At 53.3% G+C, this 19,884-nt stretch carries 15 protein-coding genes; 9 read left to right on the top strand and 6 right to left on the bottom strand.

Annotation, left to right across the window (positions count from 1 at the left end; all coding sequences use genetic code 11):
- Positions 1-39 precede the first annotated feature (39 nt).
- The 3 genes from PsW74_RS16875 to PsW74_RS16885 all read left to right on the top strand — a co-directional run bounded on the left by PsW74_RS16875 (position 40) and on the right by PsW74_RS16885 (position 3,260).
- Entirely contained in the window at positions 40-1,869 is a 1,830-nt protein-coding gene (locus tag PsW74_RS16875) for a sensor histidine kinase (protein ID WP_063287931.1), read from the top strand.
- The gene (locus tag PsW74_RS16880) at positions 1,850-2,530 is read left to right on the top strand and encodes a response regulator (protein WP_063287932.1); all 681 of its coding nucleotides are present in this window, start codon (positions 1,850-1,852) and stop codon (positions 2,528-2,530) included. The genes PsW74_RS16875 and PsW74_RS16880 overlap by 20 nt, the downstream gene beginning before the upstream one ends.
- 172 nt (positions 2,531-2,702) lie before the next feature.
- Positions 2,703-3,260, top strand: a complete 558-nt coding sequence (locus tag PsW74_RS16885) for a cytochrome b/b6 domain-containing protein (RefSeq protein ID WP_063287933.1) — start codon at positions 2,703-2,705, stop codon at positions 3,258-3,260.
- Positions 3,261-3,289: 29 nt separating this feature from the next.
- Here the strand turns inward: PsW74_RS16885 and PsW74_RS16890 are convergent, their stop codons facing one another.
- On the bottom strand, positions 3,290-4,897 hold the full coding sequence (locus PsW74_RS16890) for a hypothetical protein (RefSeq protein ID WP_063287934.1): 1,608 nt from the start codon (positions 4,895-4,897) through the stop codon (positions 3,290-3,292).
- Between the two features lie 162 nt (positions 4,898-5,059).
- Here PsW74_RS16890 and PsW74_RS16895 point away from each other — a divergent pair, with 162 nt between their 5' ends.
- Positions 5,060-5,680 (top strand): AAA family ATPase, encoded by a 621-nt coding sequence (locus PsW74_RS16895; RefSeq protein WP_063287935.1) that lies wholly within the window; start codon positions 5,060-5,062, stop codon positions 5,678-5,680.
- On the opposite strand, the gene PsW74_RS16900 is transcribed toward PsW74_RS16895, so the two are convergent.
- The 4 genes from PsW74_RS16900 to PsW74_RS16915 all read right to left on the bottom strand — a co-directional run bounded on the left by PsW74_RS16900 (position 5,661) and on the right by PsW74_RS16915 (position 8,159).
- Complete coding sequence (locus PsW74_RS16900) at positions 5,661-6,290, bottom strand: LpxA family transferase (RefSeq protein WP_063287936.1); 630 nt, start codon at positions 6,288-6,290, stop codon at positions 5,661-5,663. The genes PsW74_RS16895 and PsW74_RS16900 overlap by 20 nt on opposite strands.
- Positions 6,287-6,979, bottom strand: a complete 693-nt coding sequence (locus tag PsW74_RS16905) for a ceramidase domain-containing protein (RefSeq protein ID WP_063287937.1) — start codon at positions 6,977-6,979, stop codon at positions 6,287-6,289. The genes PsW74_RS16900 and PsW74_RS16905 overlap by 4 nt, the downstream gene beginning before the upstream one ends.
- An 87-nt stretch (positions 6,980-7,066) precedes the next feature.
- Positions 7,067-7,780 carry a sulfite exporter TauE/SafE family protein gene (locus PsW74_RS16910; RefSeq protein WP_161831250.1) on the bottom strand — a complete coding sequence of 238 codons (714 nt, stop codon included), beginning with the start codon at positions 7,778-7,780 and terminating at the stop codon, positions 7,067-7,069.
- 127 nt (positions 7,781-7,907) lie between these two features.
- Positions 7,908-8,159, bottom strand: coding sequence for a hypothetical protein (locus tag PsW74_RS16915; protein WP_063287938.1), 252 nt, complete (start codon positions 8,157-8,159; stop codon positions 7,908-7,910).
- Positions 8,160-8,389: 230 nt separating this feature from the next.
- Between PsW74_RS16915 and dsrO the strand changes: the two genes are divergently transcribed.
- The 5 genes from dsrO (at position 8,390) to PsW74_RS16940 (ending at position 18,483) form a co-directional block, all read left to right on the top strand.
- Entirely contained in the window at positions 8,390-9,109 is a 720-nt protein-coding gene (gene dsrO, locus PsW74_RS16920) for a sulfate reduction electron transfer complex DsrMKJOP subunit DsrO (RefSeq protein WP_057462324.1), read from the top strand.
- Between the two features lie 3 nt (positions 9,110-9,112).
- Entirely contained in the window at positions 9,113-10,096 is a 984-nt protein-coding gene (gene nrfD, locus PsW74_RS16925) for an NrfD/PsrC family molybdoenzyme membrane anchor subunit (protein WP_063287939.1), read from the top strand.
- Positions 10,097-10,108: 12 nt separating this feature from the next.
- Complete coding sequence (locus tag PsW74_RS16930) at positions 10,109-13,189, top strand: molybdopterin-dependent oxidoreductase (RefSeq protein WP_063287940.1); 3,081 nt, start codon at positions 10,109-10,111, stop codon at positions 13,187-13,189.
- 453 nt (positions 13,190-13,642) lie between these two features.
- On the top strand, positions 13,643-14,740 hold the full coding sequence (locus PsW74_RS16935) for a DUF1217 domain-containing protein (RefSeq protein ID WP_063287941.1): 1,098 nt from the start codon (positions 13,643-13,645) through the stop codon (positions 14,738-14,740).
- A 422-nt stretch (positions 14,741-15,162) separates the two neighbouring features.
- Entirely contained in the window at positions 15,163-18,483 is a 3,321-nt protein-coding gene (locus tag PsW74_RS16940; protein WP_063287942.1) for a hypothetical protein, read from the top strand.
- 118 nt (positions 18,484-18,601) lie between these two features.
- Here the strand turns inward: PsW74_RS16940 and PsW74_RS16945 are convergent, their stop codons facing one another.
- Positions 18,602-19,693, bottom strand: coding sequence for a glycosyltransferase family 2 protein (locus PsW74_RS16945; RefSeq protein WP_063287943.1), 1,092 nt, complete (start codon positions 19,691-19,693; stop codon positions 18,602-18,604).
- Positions 19,694-19,884 lie beyond the last annotated feature (191 nt).

Here is a 19,884-nt window from a genome sequence, read left to right on the forward strand (position 1 = left end):
TCGGATTATCTAATATACGTTGAGCCTGGGAACTGCTGCATGCGAGGCTTTCTTCAGCGCATTGTTTGTGTTGTACTTTTTCTTGCTGTGCTGGTTGTACTCCAACTGACGGCCAGTCCGGTGTTTGCGCGCTCTGACATGGTGCGTGTTGGCATCCTGTCCTATCGCGGCAGTTTGGAAACCCAGCGCACATGGGCACCGACCATTGAGCATTTACAACGTGAGCTGCCGGATGTGGAGTTCTCCTATCTGCCTCTGACCCTTCAACAAATCGCTGAACAAGCTGACCAGCTGGACTTCATCATCACCAATCCCGGTCACTCGTTTCAGTTGGAACGGATTGCGGGCGTCAGCCGCATCGCCAGTGCTCGCTCTCACGTCAATAAGAATGAGATGCACGACCTCGGGTCGGTGATTTTTACGCGAACGGACAGTGGCATCACGGGCCTGACAAAGCTGAAAGGCGCAAGCGCAGGCGTTGTCTCGACAGAAGCTTTTGGCGGATATCTTGCTGCCAAACACAGCCTGCAGCAGAGCCTTGGTGATGAGCCTGACTTGCGCGTTAAACCACTGGGCTTTCCGCAGCAAACAGTGGTGGAGGCGGTGGTCAAGGGAGACGTGCAGATCGGCATTGTCCGCGCCTGTCTGTTGGAGAGCATGAGTGCCGCTGGCAAGCTGGACAAAACGCAAATTCGTGTTCTGGGCCAGCAGTATGACCCGGAGTTTGCCTGTGCCAGAACCACGGAACTTTATCCGGGGTGGGCGTTTTTGAAGGTGCCCGGCGTCTCGCCTCAGCTGGCAACGCGCATCACGCAGGCCCTGCTTTCTATGCCAGATGGCGCCTGCACGGATGAATGGCTCGGCCACGCCAACTGGATTGCGCCGGTTTCCTATGCTGCGGTTGAGCGCGTTTACCGCGATCTGGCGCTCTACCCCTACAACAAGGACCTGCGACAGATCCTGAAGGACTGGGTGGAGCGGAACTACTTTTTGCTTGGCGTGATTATCCTGCTCAGCGGAGCTTTTCTGCTGCATGTCGGGCATGTGGAGTTTCTGGTCCGCCGCCGCTCACGTCAGCTGGAAACAGCAAGCGACAAGCTGGCGAACGCACTGCAACGCAACCTGATGTTGGAGAGCGAGCTGGCCCATGCCGGGCGTGTCTCTTCCATGAACATCCTCGCCAGCAGTCTGGCGCATGATCTAAAGCAACCGCTTGGGGCCATCTCCACCTTCGCCCACAGTCTGCGGCAGCGGTTGGACCGTGGTACGGCGGATGAAGAAACGCTGCAAAAACAGCTGACCCGCATCTCCGAGCAAGCCAATCGGGCCTCCGACTTCATCAACTCCATGCGCAGCTTCCTCAACAAGCAGCCAGAGGCGCGGCGGCGTGTGGACCTGCGCGATTTGGCGGATGAAACGGTGATGCTGATGCGCACTTTCGCCGCCAAACATGCCTGTCAGCTGCAATGGAACCCACCCCATGAGCCTGTGTTCGTCTGCTGTGATGATGTGCAATTGCGGCAGGTCATGGTGGTTCTGCTGCAAAACGCGCTTGATGCTACGGTGGAAGCTGGCCTTGAGGATGGAGTGATCTCCATTCAGCTGGAACAGACTGCAGAAGCCTGTGAGCTTATGGTGTGCGACCAAGGGGCTGGCATTCCAAAAAAGCTGGAGGATAAGGTGTTTGAGCCGTTTTATTCCAGCAAGGGCAGTCTGGGTTTGGGGCTGGCCACCGCGCTTAGCATTGTAGACAGCCACGATGGGGAGTTGACCCTGAAACCGATGCTTGAGGCAGGTACATGCGCAACAGTGAGGCTACCACTAAGCTGCTCACAAACTGAGGGAAATCATGACACAACAACCAGTTAAACCGCTTTATGGACCAGAGGCTGAGCCTGTGATCATCATTATTGATGATGATGACGCCATGCGGGAAGCGCTGGTGTGTCTGGTGGAGTCTGTCGGGTTGAAGGCTGTTGATTTTGAGCGTGCTGATGATTTTCTGAGCTCTGATCTACGCCCTTGCGTTGGCGTCATCATCACCGACATGCGCATCCCCGGCACCAGTGGCCTCGGGCTTTTAGAGAAGCTGCGTACCTCAGGCCAGCACTTGCCGGTGATCGTCATCTCTGCCTTTGCGAACCTGCGTGATGGTGTGCGTGCCATGAGCCTTGGCGCCGTCGATGTACTGGAAAAACCGTTTGATGAGCAAGGCCTGCTCGACAAACTGCAAGACCTGATCACAGAGACCCGAAACCGCGCCAGCCAATGCTGCCTGACAGCGCAGGCCAAAGTGAAGGTAGACCGCCTCACCAACCGCGAACGCGAGGTGATGGGTTATCTGGCACAAGGCCTGCAAAACAAAAGCATTGCCAATGCATTAGGCCTTAGCGTCAAAACCGTAGAAATCCACCGCCACAACGTCCTCGCCAAACTGGAAGTGCAAACCCTCGTCGACGTTTACCAGCTCACCCAAAGTGCCGACCGCGCGACAGGGTCTGGCCGGTGTTGCGGTGTGGAAGAGGCTTAAAGGCGGATTTCGGAGCTTTGCGGTGCAAACTTTACTCAAAGTTTCAGGTTAACTTCAGGATAGCATGGTGAGGTGCCGGGGTTACGAGGCGGCAACCAGGCGGTGTTTAAGACGCGCCTGAAGCACAACTGCAAACAACACGTTGCTGCCATAAGAAGAACTGGCAGAAACTATGACTGATCAACAATATGTGCGCTCCGCCCGGATCCTTCACTGGCTAATGGCCCTTGGCTTTTTATCCATGTGGGTGACCGGCTACATCATGAAGCTGGACTCTCTGGAAGATACCCCCTTGGAAGAAAGCCTGTTTGACCTCCACATCTCTATGGGCGTGACCCTGCTGGGCCTGTTGTTGCTGCGCGTGGCTATCCGCTTGGTCAACAAACCGCCTGCATTGCCTGCGGGGCTGACTTCATGGGAAAAAATCGGCTCCCATCTGGGTCACCTGGGCCTGTACCTTCTGCCGCTCGTCACCATGCTGGTTGCTTGGGCCGAGGTTGATTTTGGCGGTCATGGTGTGAAGTGGTTCACCATTGGTATGCCAAAGATCTTCCCAACCATGGAAACTTTCGCCGGTATCAATCTGGAAGACACAACTGCAACAGCACATGAGTTGCTGGCTTGGTCTCTGTTGGCACTGGTCGCTGTGCACGTGGCCGCTGTTCTCAAGCACAAATATTGGGATGGTCACGACGTCATGGGCCGCATGAGCTTGCTCAGCAAAAAATAACAGGACGCGGGGGAGGGCTGATCGCAGCCCTAACGCCGAGGGCGCATTGGGGGCAGTCCCTCGGCAACCGCCTGAGCTTGCGCTTTGGCTTCTTTGAGCAGCGCATCCAGCGTGAACATGGCGGTCTTCATATCCTGTAATCTGGCGGAGGCTTCTGCCAGATTGTCTTGCTTTATGGCCTCTTCCACCCGCGCAATTGAATCATCTGCCATGGCTTTGTAACTCAGGAAGTCCGCCAACTCGCCTTTGTACTTGGCGCTTTTGCGCAGCACCATCATGGCGACGATATCTTTCTTCGCCTTGCCCATCTGCGCTGTGTATCTGGCAGCTTCTTCCTCGTGCTTTGAACGTTTTGCTGACCGTGGACGCTGCACAGGTTCATCCTCGATAATCTGTTCTCTTGGTGGGGCTTCTACGGTTGGCTCTGGTTTAACCTTCTCAGGCGGCGGGTTGAGACGGTCTAGCGCAATTTTCATGTTGGCGATGGTTGCGTTCAGGTCCTCCAGCATATAGCGGGCGTCCTTCACACGTCCAGTGGTTAGAAGCCGCTCAATCTGGATGGTGAGTGTTGAGGCGGTGGCGCTATAACCTTCGTAGTGACGGAGCTGCTCCGGATTTTGGATCGTGGCTTTTTGCGCATCCAGCCCTTCGATTTCTTTGCGAGCCTCTTTCACATCCTGTAGGAACCCTTCCACCTGTGCGGCTGTGTTGATGCCACGGGTAAAGGCAATTTCCAGCCCGGTCATGGTGATGTTGGCGTTATCAAGCATGTCCTCAGCGCGGCGGTATTCGCGTTTGGCATAGAGTTTCTCTGCCTCCACAATGTAGGCGCTCGCTCTGTTATGCAGTTTTTCAAAGATCACCAGTTCCTCGGTGTCTTTGAACGAGCCGGAGCGGATGTGAAACGCACGTAAGTCTGTACGGGCTTTGGTGACCTTCTTGCCAAACTTGAGCGAAGCCTCCAGCTCCGGTGCCGCAGACTGGATTACGGGCGCTTCCTGCAACCACGCGACTATCGCTTTCATCTTCAGCAGGCTTTTTTCAAAACTGGCAATTGCCTTGTTGGCATCGTCCACGTGAGATGCGCGGTGGTGGGTGGTGATCTGGTCAAAGTGCTTTTGCACCTCCTGATCAGCACTTTCAAAATTGCGCAGTTTTTTCTGGTAGTTCTTATGCTTGCTCGCCAATTCCATGAACTGGAAACGATGTTCCTGAAGTTGGCCATGGGTGTTTTGTAACAATGGGATCTGGTCGCCAATCACGGCAAGCGCGTCTTCAAACTCACCGACATAAAAACTAAGCGATGTGATGCCTGCGTTTATCTCCGCAACAAATGGCTGAATATCACGCGTTTTTTTGGACTTGGCAGAGGTGATTGCCTGACGCGCGGCCTTATGTGCTTTCTTGAAGCCTCCAAGGAGGGCACGGCAGAACTTGATGAGGTTGCCCTGCGCATAAAGCTCATCGACTTTCTTCTCCAGCACTGCAATCTGCTCGAAATCAGTGACAGCAGGATCCGGGGTGTCCGTTTCCTCGTCTCCACCAACCAGATCATCCTCCGGAAATGTCCATGACATATGCCGATAGAAATCCTCAGCCCATCTCTGCTGCTCAACACTCAGCTTCTCAACCGGCATCACCCTCTCCAACCCAAAGCAATTCACGCGCCGGATAATGCCTTGATTGCACTGGTTTTCGGGCAAATTTGGCGAGCTGAGTGAAGGGGGAGTTGATGGGTGGGGCGGGTTTTGTCTAAATCTATAGGTTTGATATGCTCTCCGAAAAGGGGAGACTGGCAGATGATACAAGGGCGGGTTGTGTTGCTCAATGGAGCACCGAGGTCTGGCAAAAGTTCCATTGTATCAGCACTGCAAAAGCAGGCAGATGAGCCCTGGATAAATCTCGGTGTGGACGTCGTCGTCAAGCACATGACCCCGGAACATATGAAACCGGGGATAGGTCTGCGTCCGGGAGGGGAAAGGCCTGATCTGGAAGACTTTATCTCCCGCTCCTATCACGCGCTTTACAAAAGCATCGCAGCTCATGCCGAACTGGGCTTTGATGTCATCGCTGATCTGGGCCACCACAACAACTATGCGGCGCTGGACGGCAACTGGAGGCATTATCTGAAGGAGCTGGAAGGGCTGGACGTGATGATCGTCGGCGTCTTTTGCCCACTGGCAGAGATTATGCAACGCCGAGCTGGCAGTGATGGGACTTATCTCACGGCCAATGAGGAAGGCGAAATCCCATTACCCGTCCTTCGCTGGCAGGAAGAGGTCCATAAGCCGGGGATTTATGATCTGGAGCTGGACACTTCGGCGCTGAGTGCGGAAGTGTGTGCGGAAAGAATTCTGAATGTGATTGCGTCAGGCGCAAAGTGTAATGCCAGAGACAAGCTTATAGCATCGCAGATATGAGCTGCTTCGCCTGCTGATCGACCGAGGTCAAGCGGGGGATGACACTGTCGGGTTTGAGCAGGGTGCCAGGAGCGAGGACTGAGTTTGCGCCGACCTTGCTGTTGTCACCGATCAGGGAGCCGAATTTTCTCACACCTGTCGATATCTCGTTGCCATCCTGAAGGAGCGTAATCTCTTTCCCAGCCCATTCATTGCGGTGATTGGCGACCACAACGCCGGCTTCCAGATTGACGTTTTCGCCTAAAATGGAATCTCCGAGGAACCCCAGATGGGCGAGTTTGGAGCCTTTGAGCATGAAGCTCGACTTTACCTCACAAAACGGGCCAACCGCGCAGCCTTCATCCAGAAACACGCCTCCGCGCAAATAACTGCGGGAGGACACAAAGGCGTTTGGTCCGATGATCACTGCGTCTTTCAGCGTCGCCCCATCTTCCACCACGGCGCTTTCGTGAATAGCGATGTTGTTGGTGATGCGGTACGAGCTATCAAGGCGAGAGATCATGCCCTGAATGATGCTTGCAGCGTTCGTCGTCATCGCCCACGGTGTGTGCCCAAGTTCTGCGAGTGGTGAGTTCTCCCAGCTCGCAATGTAGTCACGCAACCGGATCATTGAGCCTTTCCTTGTGGCGGCATCTTGAGAACCAGCGCTGCGAGGAGGAAGCCGATCATCAGGCCGTTGAGCAGGTGCCACATGAAGTGAGTGCCGAAAGCGACGGAGAAGCAGAGGGCCATGTCCACAGTTCGGAACATCAAAGAGACCGCAAAGGTTGCCGTGGCGAGCGTGATATAGGCCCGGGCCGGGTGCTTGCGCAGGTGCATCAGCAGGGTTGCGATGAGCAGAGCGACCATAGCTGGCAGGTATTGCAGGGAGCCGTTGAACGGGTCAGGACCGGCATCAATATCCGTCAGTACAGCATCCGAACTGAACCAGAAAATAGCGGCGGTGATGCCCACTGCAATGGCACTGGCACGGAAAGTACGGAACAGGTTTTCACCGGTCGCACGATAGATAACCGTGACGATGTAAAAGGCCACAAAACTCCAGATCGGGACAACGTCTGCCAGCTCTGACCAAGTGTTTGCAAATGTATGAAACAGGAATGAGCCAATACCAATGGCCGCTGCAAGCGCGATCAGCACCAGCTCTGTGATGCTCGGGTTGCCCCGTTTGCGCACCAGAGAAAGCGCGATCAGAGCAGCCACAATAAAGCTGAGATTGCTGAGCGCATTCAGCGGTTCATTCCAGAACCCCGGTGCGGTTCGCTCGCAGTAAAGGTCAATATAGTCAGCAGGAAGCATCGCAATGTCTCAATGAAAGTCAGAGGCTGAAAGAGCAGAAGGACTAAATCTGTAAGTGTGCCGATTGTAGGGTGCGACCTGCAATATTCAAGGCATAATCATGGAGATGCCGGAGCCTGCCAGAACCAGATCAATCATCCGGTCATGATGCTTTGAACTGAGCTTGTTCAGGATCGCTTTGGCTGCATACGTGCCAAGGGTGATCGACCCGCCCACCAGTGCCCCGCCAATGAGGATGTCCGTGCTCATGACATTGAGATAGCTGAAGGTCGCGGCCTTGGAGCCGAACACGAACAGGGAGGCCGCCGCCTCTGTTGCGATCAACGCGCTTTTGACGAGGCCGAAAGAGGAGAAAACCGCCAGGCTCAGTGGGCCAGAGGAGGCGACCAGTCCGGTGATGAACCCGATGAGCGTTCCGCCAAACACAAGGTGGATTGGTTTGGAACCGATGTTTTTGGAGCGCAGCAGATAGCGCACGGGAATGAGCACCAGAAAGAACAGGCCAAGGATGGTGCTGCCAACGGATTCCGGTATGGCAATCAGCAGGTTAGCGCCCAGAGCAGCCATGGGAATGCTCGGCAGCGCGTAAAAGAAAACTGCCCGCCAGTTGATCTCACTCCACCACACAATCACGCGCCCGCAATTGGCGATGAGTGCCGCAATCGCCATGATGGGAATGGCCGCTTTGGTGCCAAACACAGCCACCAGAATAGGCAGCAGGATGATGGATGACCCCGTGCCAACAATGCCGGACAATACCCCGGCAAGCATGCCAGAAACGGCAATAATCAATATGCTCAAATGAGGAACCCTTGGAGAAAAGAACATTCTGAAAAATCTTCTGATCTGTATAAGAGCGACTGCCTCATGATGCAATTTGCTTGAAGAGAAGCTGCATGAAAAAACACAGCTTCGCTCCTCTAAAAGATTAGACAGAGTTCAGGCGGACAGGGTTTGGAGAGAGGGGAGAGACGCGCGCCTGATAGGTTGAGGCTTCAGGCACGGTGAAACGGCCAGAAATTGGACGTTCGCCACCTCCCGGTGCAGAGCGTACCAACGGTATTGAGGCAATTGATGTTTCGCGATCGATGTCTCTCCAAACACCAGCGACCTGATGTTGAGGTTGCCAGACGCCTGAAGGCACGGCCTGCCAGGCAGCGGTAAGATTGATAGCGGGCATGTTTGTTTTCCTTTATTCACCACGATCATTTGTTTGTGCAGCATGCTTATGGCTGCTCTCCTATGGACGAATGAGACGTGCATCTGTGATGACTAAGGGTTTGTTCTCTGGTGTTGCCCCACCCATCTAGGGGAACTCCCCTAAGCCCGCAGATAACCTCCCCAATATTTTTGTTGCTGGCCTCCCGGTAGCTTGGGAACAACCCAAACCGTGACACTCCGGGGGGAGACATGAATTCAAGACGTGAGTTCCTCAAACTGGCCATGGCAGGCTCAACAGCTGCGGTGGCAGCGCCGGCAGCTGCAAGCGCACAGGCAAAGCCCAAACGCTGGGGCATGCTGGTGGATCTTCGCAAATGCATCGGCTGTCAGGCCTGCACCGTGGCCTGCACCATTGAAAACGACGTGCCCGCAGGCCAGCACCGTACCGCTGTCCCCATATATGAGCTGGATGGCCCGGATGGTCCCAGTCAAGCCGTGTTACCGCGCTTGTGCAACCATTGTGACGAGCCGCCGTGCATTCCGGTGTGTCCGGTCAATGCCACCTATAAAACAGATGAGGGCGCTGTTGTGGTGGATGCCGAGCAATGCGTGGCCTGCGGCTACTGCGTGCAGGCGTGCCCTTATGAAGCGCGCTTCATCAACCACAAAACCGGCGTTGCAGACAAGTGCACGTTTTGTGTGCATCGCACGTCCGTTGGCTTGCTGCCTGCCTGCGTTGAAACCTGCGTTGGCAACGCCCGCGTATTTGGCGATCTGAATGATCCGGAAAGCGAAATCCGCAAGCTGATGGCCCAGCATGAAACCAAGGGCCTGCGACCGGAATTCAAGACAGGACCAAACGTCTATTACATCGGGCTGGATGACAGGCTTGCCTCAACCGTAGCGGTTGGTGGTGGTGCCCGTGATTTGCGCCAAGGTCTTGAAACGCCTGCACATGGGGAGGTGTGAGTTATGCCTGCTGTTGATCTAATGTCTTTTGATCATGAAGCCGTCTGGCGGCCCTGGGCGGTCGCGTATTTCCTGCTGGTGGGAACGGGCGCAGGCGCTGCGTTGCTGCTGGCTTATGCCCGTCTTGTGCGCGTTGCAGAAGCCAAAGGCGCGTTGATTGTAGCTGCCAGTTTTGCATTGGCCTCCGGTTTGCCATTGCTGGCGGACTTGCACCAGCCTGCACGTTTTATGCACTTTTACAGTGGTGCTGCACCCGGTTCCATCATGTGGTGGGGCAGCTGGTTCCTGCCGCTGTTTATCGCCTCTACGCTTTTGCTGGCGTTCATGACAGGCCGTCGCGGCAACGCGCCCATGTGCGGCGGTGAACGCATGCTGACCATGATTGTCGGTGCTCTGGCCCTCTGCATTTTAGGGTACACCGCTGGTGAAATGAGCGTGGTCGCTGCGCGTCCGGTGTGGAACACACTCGGCTTTCCTGTTGTGCTCATTCTGACCGCGTTGATGAGCGGTGCCGGTGCCACCATGACCATTGATAGCCTCAATGGTGAGAAGGGTGAAGGCCGCTACATGCTGGTGGTGACAGGTGCCGCAACTCTGGTCGCGTTTGGCCTCTGGATGCTGACTGACACCAACCTCTCAACACTCGCGGCAGACTATGCCCCTGTTGGCTTGTTCGGTGCGTTCATCATCGCAGGTGTTGTGGTGCCGGTGGCGCTGGCCGTGAGTGCAAAGACCTCCTTGCTGCTGCGCGGTGTAAGTGGAGCGCTGGCCGTGTTTGGCGCATTGGCTTTCCGCTGGTCCACCTTCAACGGGGCGCAGCTCATGTCCAAAACCGAGACCGCATTTTACGGCCATGAAGCCGCCCTGTCTCAGGACGCTCTGCGCACATTGGCTGGGTCTGCGGGCCTGCTGATCCTCAGCCTGATCTTTGTCACGCTTCTCATCAACCTGCTGGCCGTGCGTGCCAGCAAGCAAACTCAAGCCTAAGGAGAGCCAGTTATGACTATTTCTCGCCGTGGTGTTCTTCAAGGTGCAACCGCTCTTGGCGCAGCTGGCGCTGCCTTCTGGGGCTTTGCTGAAACGGGCAAAAACTTCTATCAAGGTGTAATGGGTTCAGCGAAAGCCAAAGGCATTGCCGGTGGTGCTTTACCACCGGAATATAAGGTTGATCAAGCAACTGGAGAGGTGATCCTCAACCCGGATCAACGGGTCGGCTACACCATGTGCATGGGCTGCACCAGCGTTTGCGGCATCCGTGTGCGGGTCGACAAAGCCTCTGGTGATATTCTGCGCGCCACCGGCAACCCATACAGCCCACTCTCCACCAATCCGCACATTCCATACGACACGCCAATTAAAGAGGCGATCACCGGCCTGTCTGCCTATGGGGAACAAGGCCTCGCAGGACGCTCCACCGCCTGCGGGCGCGGCAATGCTGCCATCGCTAAGCAAAACAGCAAGGAACGCATTCTCAAGCCAATGAAACGCGTTGGTGAACGCGGCAGCGGCCAGTGGAAGGAAATCTCCTGGGACCAGCTGATTGAGGAAACCGTTGAGGGTGGTGACTTGTTTGGTGAAGGCCACGTGGAAGGCCTGCGTGCCATCCGCGATCTGAAGACACCGCTTGATCCGGAAAACCCGGAATACGGCCCAAAAGCCAACCAGCTGGTGGTGATCCCGGTCTTTAAAAACGGTCGTTTGATGATGGCTGCCCGCTTCGCTAAAATGGCTTACGGCACCCGCAATTTCGTGGGGCATCGCTCTTACTGCGGCCTGTCCATGCGGGCTGGCTATGCAGCCATGTTGGACAACCTGAAGAAGCAGCCACACCTGAAGCCGGACTATCGCCACGCCAAGTACATGCTGTTCATCGGCACGGCCCCCGGCAATGCAGGCAACCCCTACAAGCTGCAGGGCACGCTGATGGGTGCTGCCCGTGGGCGTGATGGGGTTAAGTACGCGGTGGTGGACCCTGTTCTCACCAACTCTCAAAACCATGCGTTTGGCAAGAACAACACATGGGTTCCTATCAGGCCGGGCACCGATGGGGCTCTGGTGATGGGCATGATCCGCTGGATCATGGAAAACGAACGATATGACGCCAAGTTTCTGGCTCAACCGTCCGGCGCAGCAGCTCAGACGGCAGGGGAGGCCAGTTGGTCCAATGCAACGCATCTGGTCATTGATGATCCTGAGCATCCAAAAGGCGGCTCATTCCTGCGGCAAGGAATGGTAACAGCTGACCTGGAAGAAGATGCTCAAAAAGCACCTATGTGCCTTGATGCGCAAACGGGAGAGCTTTCTCCTGCAAAGGGCCGCCCTGCCACACTGTTCCACCAGGGAACTGTGAGACTTCTGGATGGTTCTACTGTGCCCATAGCCACCAGCCTGAGCTTGCTGCGCCGGGAGGCACTGCGCAAAACGCTTGCTGAATATTCAGCAGATTGCGGTGTGCCGGAAGAGCGCATCATCTCTCTGGCACGCGATTTCACCAGCGTTGGCAAACAGGCAGCTGCCGATTGCCACGGCGGTACTATGCATGCAGCAGGCTTTTACACCGCCTACGCCATCGTCATGCTCAACGCCCTTGTCGGCAACCTCAACGCCAAAGGCGGCACCACAGCAGGTGGCGGTCGCTTCAAAGATGTGCAGAAAGGCCCACGCTACAACCTGCTGGCCTTCCCCGGCAAGGTGAAGGTGAAAGGCGTGGATGCAGGCCGCGGTGGCTTCGCCTACGAGAAAACCAGTGAGTTCAAGCGACTGGTTGCGGACGGCAAGAACCCGTATCCGGCACAGGCTCCTTGGCATTCTTTCACCCAGCCCATGGGCGCGCAATGGCTCACCTCTGTGTTGGAGGGGTATCCCTACAAGGCCAAGGCCGTCATTACATGGTCCTCCAACCCGGTCTACGGTGTTGCGGGCATGGAAAACGACGTCAAAGAGAAGATCAAAGACACCAAGCGCTTGCCGCTGTTCATCGCCATTGATCCGTTCATCAACGAAACTTCACGTTTCGCCGATTACATCGTGCCGGACCGTGTGTTCTATGAGGCATGGGGCTGGGCGTCTGCATGGGGCGGTGTGCCAACCAAGGTCTCCACGGCCCGCTGGCCGGTGGTGGATTGTCAGACCGGCAAAACACCAGATGGTCGCCACATGGACATGGATAACTTCTTCATCGACGTGGCCAAACGCATGGATCTGCCGGGCTTTGGCGACAAAGCCATCCCGGATGCAGACGGCAACCTGCACCCGCTGCACCGGTCTGAGGATTTCTGGATGCGTGCCGGTGCCAACGTGGCGTTTGACGGGGGAGCTGTTCCAGAAAGTGATGACGTCGACATGACGATCACCGGTGTGGATCGTATCCGCGCGGACTTGGAAAGCACGTTAAAGCCAGATGAATGGCGCCGTGTTGCTTATGTTTACAACAGAGGTGGCCGCTATGAGGATGCAGCGAAAACATACAAGGACGAGACATTTGCTCGCTCCTACAAAAAAGGCATTCAGGTCTGGAACGAGACCGTTGGTACGGCGAAAAACTCTATGACGGGCGAGAAGTTTGTTGGCTGCCCCACATGGCAGGCCCCAAGCTTTGCTGATGGAACTAAGGTGGACAAAACTTTCCCGCCAGATCTATGGCCGTTCCGCGTTGTCAGCACCAAATCCCAGCTGCGCTCTTCCAGCACCGGAGGCAATCCGTATCTGGATGATCTGAAACTCTCCAACACCATCGCCATCAACACGGTGGATGCGGACCAGCTTGCCATCAAAACCGGAGACTGGATCACCGTCATCTCCCCAAGCAACCGTATCAGCGGGCAGGCTTTGGTTCGCCAGGGCATTGCACGGGGCGCCATCGGCATCGAGCACGGCTACGGCCACCGCGAGCTGGGCGCGCGCACCCACAAGATCGGAAAGGTCATTGTGGAAGGACATTCTGAGCGGGGCCTCGGCACCAACAGCAATGACCTGGGCTACACCGATCCAACCAGCAAATGCCCGGCCCTGCTCGCCGACCCCGTCGTCGGCAGCATCGCCCGTCAGGCTCTCCCCGCGCGTATAGAAAAAATGAGCTAGCCGAACCCCGGAGAATACCTAGGGTTCTCGTAAAAAGAATACGCCAACAAAAACGTCAGGCACTGCCCCCAGCAGTGCTTGAAAACAACAAACAGCCAAAGCCAAACACTCCTCCAACCTGGTATGAGGCACATCTCGGGCAGAAAAACTCCCACAACCCTCGCCAAAGATGGCGGGGGTCTTTTTTGTGGGAGAAGGGGCGCGAGATTACATGAGGCGATTCTCCAATAATCATTCCAACATCACGAGATGCTTAAGTAAACCAGTCTTAAGGCTGGAAACTGGGCAGGACCAAACTCTGCATGGCTCGAGTTTGCTGCCTGAAATCCAATCATTACAATGGCTTAAATAAACTAGTCCGTAGAAAAGATCGGCGCCAAAGTTCATCAGGTTCAGACAAGACAACCGAGTCAGACTATCCCAAACTGTTTTTATGTAATCGGGTTCAATTCAATGGATACTAACCTTCGTTTCTCAATGCTCAATCGGGACTTGCCTGGTGCAAAGGATCGAACAGCTAAGGATCCAATAATTGCCCGTGAAGTTCAGTATTATGAAGAAAACTTCAGCAAGGTCGAGACAGTTGATGATCTGCTCAACGACTATCGGCTTTATACTTTTGTGTTGAAAACAATGGGCTTGGAGGACATGTCCTATGCAAAAGGCATGGTTCGGAAAGCTCTTGTCGAAGGCACAGAGGATCCCGGTGCGCTCGCTAATACTCTAAAAGATAGGCGCTTCAGAGATCTAGCAGAAGCGTTTCCGTTTAACAAAGATGGTACGATCAAAGGAAAATTTGATTGGGACAGCAAAGCTTTGGATCGGAGAATGGCGCTCTGGTCCAACACTCCGGGGCAAGAGATTGATGACGTTGATCGATTGGCTAAATATTATCAGCTAAAAATGCCAAGGGATGTACTTTTCTCCACACAGATTCTGGCTGATCCCGCTTTGTATGAAATTATAACGGTCGCCTTTGATGTCCCGGAAGATATCATTAATGGCCCGAAGAGTGAGCGAATTGATTGGTTTGATGAAAACATCGATATTGAGGAGTTGAAGAAACCAGCAGAGCTGAAGGATACAATCGCAAAATATCGAGATAATCTTGAAGTGCGCGAGGCGGAAAGAGCTAAAGGTATTGTTGAACAGTATATCCAGGTTAGTTTCGAAGAAGAAGAAGGTGAGCAAAATGATGGTGTCAGGCTTGCTCTCAACTTCCAAAGAACGGGTGGTAACATCACAAGCGCCTACGAGATTCTTGGATCGCCCGCATTGTATCAGGTTGTTCGAACCGTACTAGGTATGTCTGAGTCTATGGTCGGTACAGATATTGACAACCAAGCAGCTGTAATTAATGAGAAATTTGACATTAAGAAGTTTCAGGATCCAGAGGAAGTTGAAAAGTTCGTCAAAAAGTTTGTGATCCTATACGATGCTCAAACTGGAACGGGTGGGGCACCAACAGTGCAGCTGTTTGCTGGCAACCCTATAGCTGGGATCTCTGAAAGTGCCCTGACGGCTGTTAATGCTCTGAAGTTCGGCGGTTAGGTTTAGTTCGATTTTGATAACAGGAGTGCTTTCTCCCGTTTGATTCATGTAAAGCATCGTTCATTCGTTCGGTTTTTAGATAGCACAATGCCAGGAATGCTTAATAGCGTTGCTGGCATTTTTGCTGTTGGGTAATTCCCCATCTTTTCCGTTAGTTCTTATGGTAAGTTCTTGCAGTTTGCTTGATGAGAGTTGGGAGACCAGATTTTGTGGCAATGCGTTCTGCTTGTAGGTCGGCGAGGTTGAATGTCGTGCTTTTGTGTGAGTGAGCTGCGCAACTGTGTGTCCAGCAGAATACTTCAATTTCACAATGTCTTCTTTTTAATAAATATTCGCTCGATAGAGGGGGAATAGTGAAACATAATCTCATGGCGTAAGTGATATCCCGCATTAACTTATTTTAGTGCGCCAAGAGGTCCGTTATGGCTGGTTCCGATATCCCTTCCGGTTCAAATGAAACTGCTGGTACTCCAAAACAGTCCAGTCAGGTTGATGCATGGGCGAATGCTATGCTCAAAATTTGCAGTATTGATCCTTCTGAGGCCGATACTGTTTCCTCCTATGGAGATGAAGTGCCCGAGGCGCTTGAGGTATCGCTTGATACCGCGGAAGGCATTCAGAATGCAGTAGCGCAGTCCTATGTAGAATTTGGAAGTCTTACGGAAAAGGCCCATCTGATCATCGACAAGGAACAGCGCAAAATCTTCGATAATTTTGAGCAGAAAACCGATGATTACCTGAATGAAGCTGAACGTGCTGCTGAAGGGGAAGACATCGATGTAGCAAATGATTTCCTTGATAATGCAAAGCTCAGCATGAAGGGCATGAGCGAGGCACTTGATCGTGGTGTTTCAACGGCTCTCAAGCTGGACGGCTACGTGCAGGAAGTCACCGCTCTGCTCAAGGAAGCTGGCACCTATTACAAACAGCGTAACAAGATCCCTTACGAAGAACAGCTTTCTGACCTTTTAAGCTACCAGACCATGGTGGAAACACTGGGGCAGGAAGCTAAGCTGCTCATTTCTGAAAATCGCGTTGCTGATGCCAAAATAGCCATTGAGCAGATGAAAGCCGCCATCGGCAACATGCCGAAGTGCTTTGAAACGCCAAAGAATGCCAAGACTGCGAAGAAAGCCACTGCAGATGATGTGGAATTCGGTCTGGTTTCCAAGGGTGCGCATGCGATGGAGGATGTTGAGTTCCTTGATGATGTGTTTGGTGAAGAGATCGCACTTGCTGAACGACAGGATGCGATTTTTGCCCTGCACCAAAAGGTGGAAGAAGAGCACAAACAGGATAAGACAGGTTGGTCCAAGAAGTCTGTGACAGAATTTGAAGATGCCTATCAAGTCGCGAAAAATGCTCTGGATGGCGGGCATAAAATGGCGACAGATCTCTGGCTTGATTCAGATGTCAAAAAAGCCCTGCCCAAGATTGATAGTTTGGTTGAAACCGGCCGAACCATGCACATGCGCATGAAGAAAATCAGTCTGACTGCGCAAGGGCATAATGATGCTGAAACAGACGAAATCATCTCCGCTGAGAAGGAAACCGCAGGAGATGTGCTTGAGAACCGTCTGGCACGGTTGAGGGGAGATCTGGAAAGTCTGAAGACTGCCATCAACACAAGCAATGCTAATTGGCGTCCGATTTGTCAGCGTGTGAATGGAAAGGACTTCGAAGAAGCCTTCAAAGGTGCGATCGCGAGTTACGAGGATGGTGTAACTTGTGCTGCCTCAAACATAGAAGACAAAGAAGCGCATTGCGAACAGCTCCAGCAATATGTCTCTCACGCTAAGTCTTATTTGGTGCAGATGCAGCAACTCTTTGCAAAAGCTCAGGAAATCCGCAATAACGACATTTCCGGTATCAACATCAAAGCAAAAGAAGCGACCGCTAAATTGCAGAATCTGGTGAAGCGTCGGCCTGAGATTCAGGCTTGGAGCGTTGATCTTGGAGCCTTCGATCAAGCCCGTACGCTCGCCGCAAAGGCGCTTGAAGCGCTCAACGTGGCCATGGCTGATAACAGCACGGCTGTAAGTGTTGCTGCGTTGAACGCGTTCAACAGCCAGATTGCTGATATGCAGGAAGCGTTTGATGTCGCAGCCGCTGAAATTGAACGGACCAGCGCGGATATGAAGTTCCGTCTCAAGAACGTGAAAAGTGTGTTTGCCAATCTTGCGGCCCGCAAAGAAGAGCTGAAGAAAAAGCCCAAGGAGTTTGCAGAATTCTATAAGGCAAACAACGACGCCTTTACGTTGATCACCCAGGATCAGGTTGTTCTGTCCAATCGTGATAAAAAGGGCGTCGACGATCTGCTGGCAGGTGTCGAAGTGGCTCTTGGCAAAATGCGGGCCTTACTTGGCATGCCGGATGCTGGAGAAGGTGGGGTTCAAACTGATGCCTCTGGCCGTAGAGATGAGTTGCTTCAGGCCGTGCGAGACAGGTTTGGCCAACTGAAGCAGGTTGAAAAGTGGGCCAGAGAGAACCCTGAGGTTGAAGGCCACTATGCGGATATCGCAGACGCTCATGCAGATGCTCAGGAGCAAGCAGACACCTTTAAGGTCGGTCTCATCGAGCTTGGCAATATGGATCCAAAAGTGGTCGAAAATGCCTTGCGTGCCATTGATCAGGATCTGGATGATATGGACAACATCTTCCAGGCAGCCAGAGAGCAGATGGAGCAGCTGAAAGGTGTTGATGCAATTGAGGGTGAACTCAACGCGAAGTCTGACCTTCTGGAGCGTATCAGAGCCTATAATCCTCGCATCACCAAGTATGAAGATAATACTGGCCTGTTCCAGGATCTGGGTGAAAAGGAATTTTACAAAGGCACAATCAAGAACCTGAAAGAGTGTCTCCTGACGGCCTCTGATTTCTACTATCAGGATGAAGATGCTAAGGGTGAAGCGGAGTTGGAGAAGGTTGAGGTTTATTTCGACGGCCTTGATGAGTGCCTCAAACAAGCAGCTGTGACCCGGAAAGAAGTTGAAGGATTTGAGCAAATTCTCGATATGGCAAGCCAGTCACTGGCTGACCTGAATGCCAAAGAAGAAAACCTGAAAACCCGGCCACAGCGCAACGCGTTTGTTGTGAACAGCGCTGATGTGAAAAAGCTTATGGCGGATGTTTCCAAACACATTGGCCAGCAGGATATCAAGCCAATTCGTGAAATTATTCCAGAACTGAAAGCTGCAGTTCAAAAGATGGAAGAAGAGTTCCCTAAATCCCGAAGCGAGAAAGTGAAAGCTGCTTTTGGCAAAAAGAAGAAGGGTACTTTCGAGGATGAGCTGGCGGAGATGCAACGACGTCAGGCAGCCGCTGAAGCGGAGCGTGCTGCTGAAGAGAAACGTCGAATTGAAGCTGGAGAACACCTGACTGAGGAACAAAAGCGCGAAAAAGCGCTGAAGGATGAGATATGGGAACTCGACAGCGCAGCTTACAAAGCATGTGAAACACTTGTTGCTCTGAATGCCAGAGAAAAAGACCTGCAGACAAAAGAGCAACGGGACCAATTTAGAGTCAATAGAGAAAGCTTCAAAGAGCATGTCACTTTGTTGGGCAAACTCATCCGTGAAGGCAAATTAGAAGAAGCGCGTGCGGCAGTTTCTCAGATGCAGGCAGCTGAACGAAAGATGGAAGAGGATTTCCCTAAAGCTCATAAATCTAAGCGCGAAAAGCTAAAAGCTGCATTGGGCAGAAAAAGCAAAGGCAGTTCAGCAGCGAAGAAGAAAAAGAAGTAGTTGCTGAGCCGCTACTTGGATCGAAATGAAGCGGCATGGTCATTGCTTCGCCGTGGCTCCTATGCCAGAGCTGAGGTCCAGGGACTGCGCTAACTCTCAAAGAGGAGGCGTAGTAAGACTATGCCTCTTCCTCCAGTCGCTTTCGTAGGGCGTATTTGACGAGTTTGTTGGGTTTGGAGAGCAGGGACTTGAGGTGCCTGCTCTTTGAGATTTCGCGCTGGAGTTTGTAAAGAACCTCAGCGCTTTCAGTGTCTTCAATCCGCATGGCCTGATCAAACAGAAGCCCGAAGGCCTGGCCCAGGGCTTTTTTATTGAACTTTTCCTTATTGTTGAGCAGGAAGGCTTTGACCTGATCGATATCCATTGAGTTCAATGATTTGCGATCTACAAAGGCCTTTTTGTTGCAGTAATAATCCTGTCGTGCGGAGATGAGGCGCTCGCGCACCAACCGCTCATCAACGGCTTCCAGATCAAACTCATCTGCCATCTGGTCCACCGGATCGCGGTGCCCGGCGCGGCGTTGCTGCACGCTGATTTCTGCAAGGCGGGTGATGTAAAAATGCTTCCAGAACCTGTTGGTCAGATCACGTTTATCCGGAAACCCGCGATAGGCAACAAGCCTCTCTGGTAAGTTGGCGAAAGAGTACCTGTCCTGCGCCCGTAACCAGAGGTCATAATCCTGACAGATCGTGAAGATCTCGCGATAGCCTCCAAGGTCTACAAGTGCGCGGCGTCGCATCATCATGGAGGGGTGAACGAAGGTGTTCAGGCCGCGATCCAATTGCGCTTTAATCTCGAAATCATCCTCTGGGAACTCAAAGGCCCCCATGACCCTGTCATGATCGTTGATATGATCTGCGAATGTGCCGAGAAACGAAATGTCCGGGTTTTCTTTAAGGAATTCAATCTGCTTGGCAAACCGTTCTGGTCTGCACAAATCGTCACCATCCATACGGGCGATGTAAACACCGCTGGCCTGTGAGATGCCAAAGTTGAGGGCGCCAGCCATGCCGAAATGGGGGGAATGCAACAGCTTGAACCGGTCATCAACAGAGGCGATGTCTGCACACACGTCTTCCGATCCATCAGAAGAGTGATCGTTGATCATGAGCACTTCGAAATGAGGGAAGCTCTGGTACTTTATGCTCTGCAATGCAGGCAGCAGATATTTGCCGCAATTGTGAACCGGAAGAACGACACTGATCTCCACAATACCAACCTCATAGAGTGCTCGGGAATCTTCGAAAGGGCATGCGGGCCAAACCTAACAGCTTCCGCACCCGGTTTATTCCGGCAGATCTGGTTGGTTATAGACCGAGGTATGATTTGTTCTGAGGTGGCTAAGCATCAACCTCTCACTTCGCCCAACTGTGGCTTATTGCAGAAGAGGGAAGACAGGCT

Source organism: Pseudovibrio sp. W74 (genome assembly GCF_001623085.1).
GTDB lineage: Bacteria > Pseudomonadota > Alphaproteobacteria > Rhizobiales > Stappiaceae > Pseudovibrio.

Excerpts from the sequence above, each read along its gene's own strand:
- PsW74_RS16915 (WP_063287938.1), bottom strand. The coding sequence starts at position 8,159 with ATGCCCGCTATCAATCTTACCGCTGCCTGGCAGGCCGTGCCTTCAGGC.
- PsW74_RS16930 (WP_063287940.1), top strand. The coding sequence starts at position 10,109 with ATGACTATTTCTCGCCGTGGTGTTCTTCAAGGTGCAACCGCTCTTGGC.
- PsW74_RS16875 (WP_063287931.1), top strand. The coding sequence starts at position 40 with ATGCGAGGCTTTCTTCAGCGCATTGTTTGTGTTGTACTTTTTCTTGCT.
- PsW74_RS16905 (WP_063287937.1), bottom strand. The coding sequence starts at position 6,979 with ATGCTTCCTGCTGACTATATTGACCTTTACTGCGAGCGAACCGCACCG.
- PsW74_RS16940 (WP_063287942.1), top strand. The coding sequence starts at position 15,163 with ATGGCTGGTTCCGATATCCCTTCCGGTTCAAATGAAACTGCTGGTACT.
- PsW74_RS16935 (WP_063287941.1), top strand. The coding sequence starts at position 13,643 with ATGGATACTAACCTTCGTTTCTCAATGCTCAATCGGGACTTGCCTGGT.
- nrfD (WP_063287939.1), top strand. The coding sequence starts at position 9,113 with ATGCCTGCTGTTGATCTAATGTCTTTTGATCATGAAGCCGTCTGGCGG.
- PsW74_RS16900 (WP_063287936.1), bottom strand. The coding sequence starts at position 6,290 with ATGATCCGGTTGCGTGACTACATTGCGAGCTGGGAGAACTCACCACTC.
- dsrO (WP_057462324.1), top strand. The coding sequence starts at position 8,390 with ATGAATTCAAGACGTGAGTTCCTCAAACTGGCCATGGCAGGCTCAACA.
- PsW74_RS16885 (WP_063287933.1), top strand. The coding sequence starts at position 2,703 with ATGACTGATCAACAATATGTGCGCTCCGCCCGGATCCTTCACTGGCTA.
- PsW74_RS16880 (WP_063287932.1), top strand. The coding sequence starts at position 1,850 with ATGACACAACAACCAGTTAAACCGCTTTATGGACCAGAGGCTGAGCCT.
- PsW74_RS16895 (WP_063287935.1), top strand. The coding sequence starts at position 5,060 with ATGATACAAGGGCGGGTTGTGTTGCTCAATGGAGCACCGAGGTCTGGC.
- PsW74_RS16890 (WP_063287934.1), bottom strand. The coding sequence starts at position 4,897 with ATGCCGGTTGAGAAGCTGAGTGTTGAGCAGCAGAGATGGGCTGAGGAT.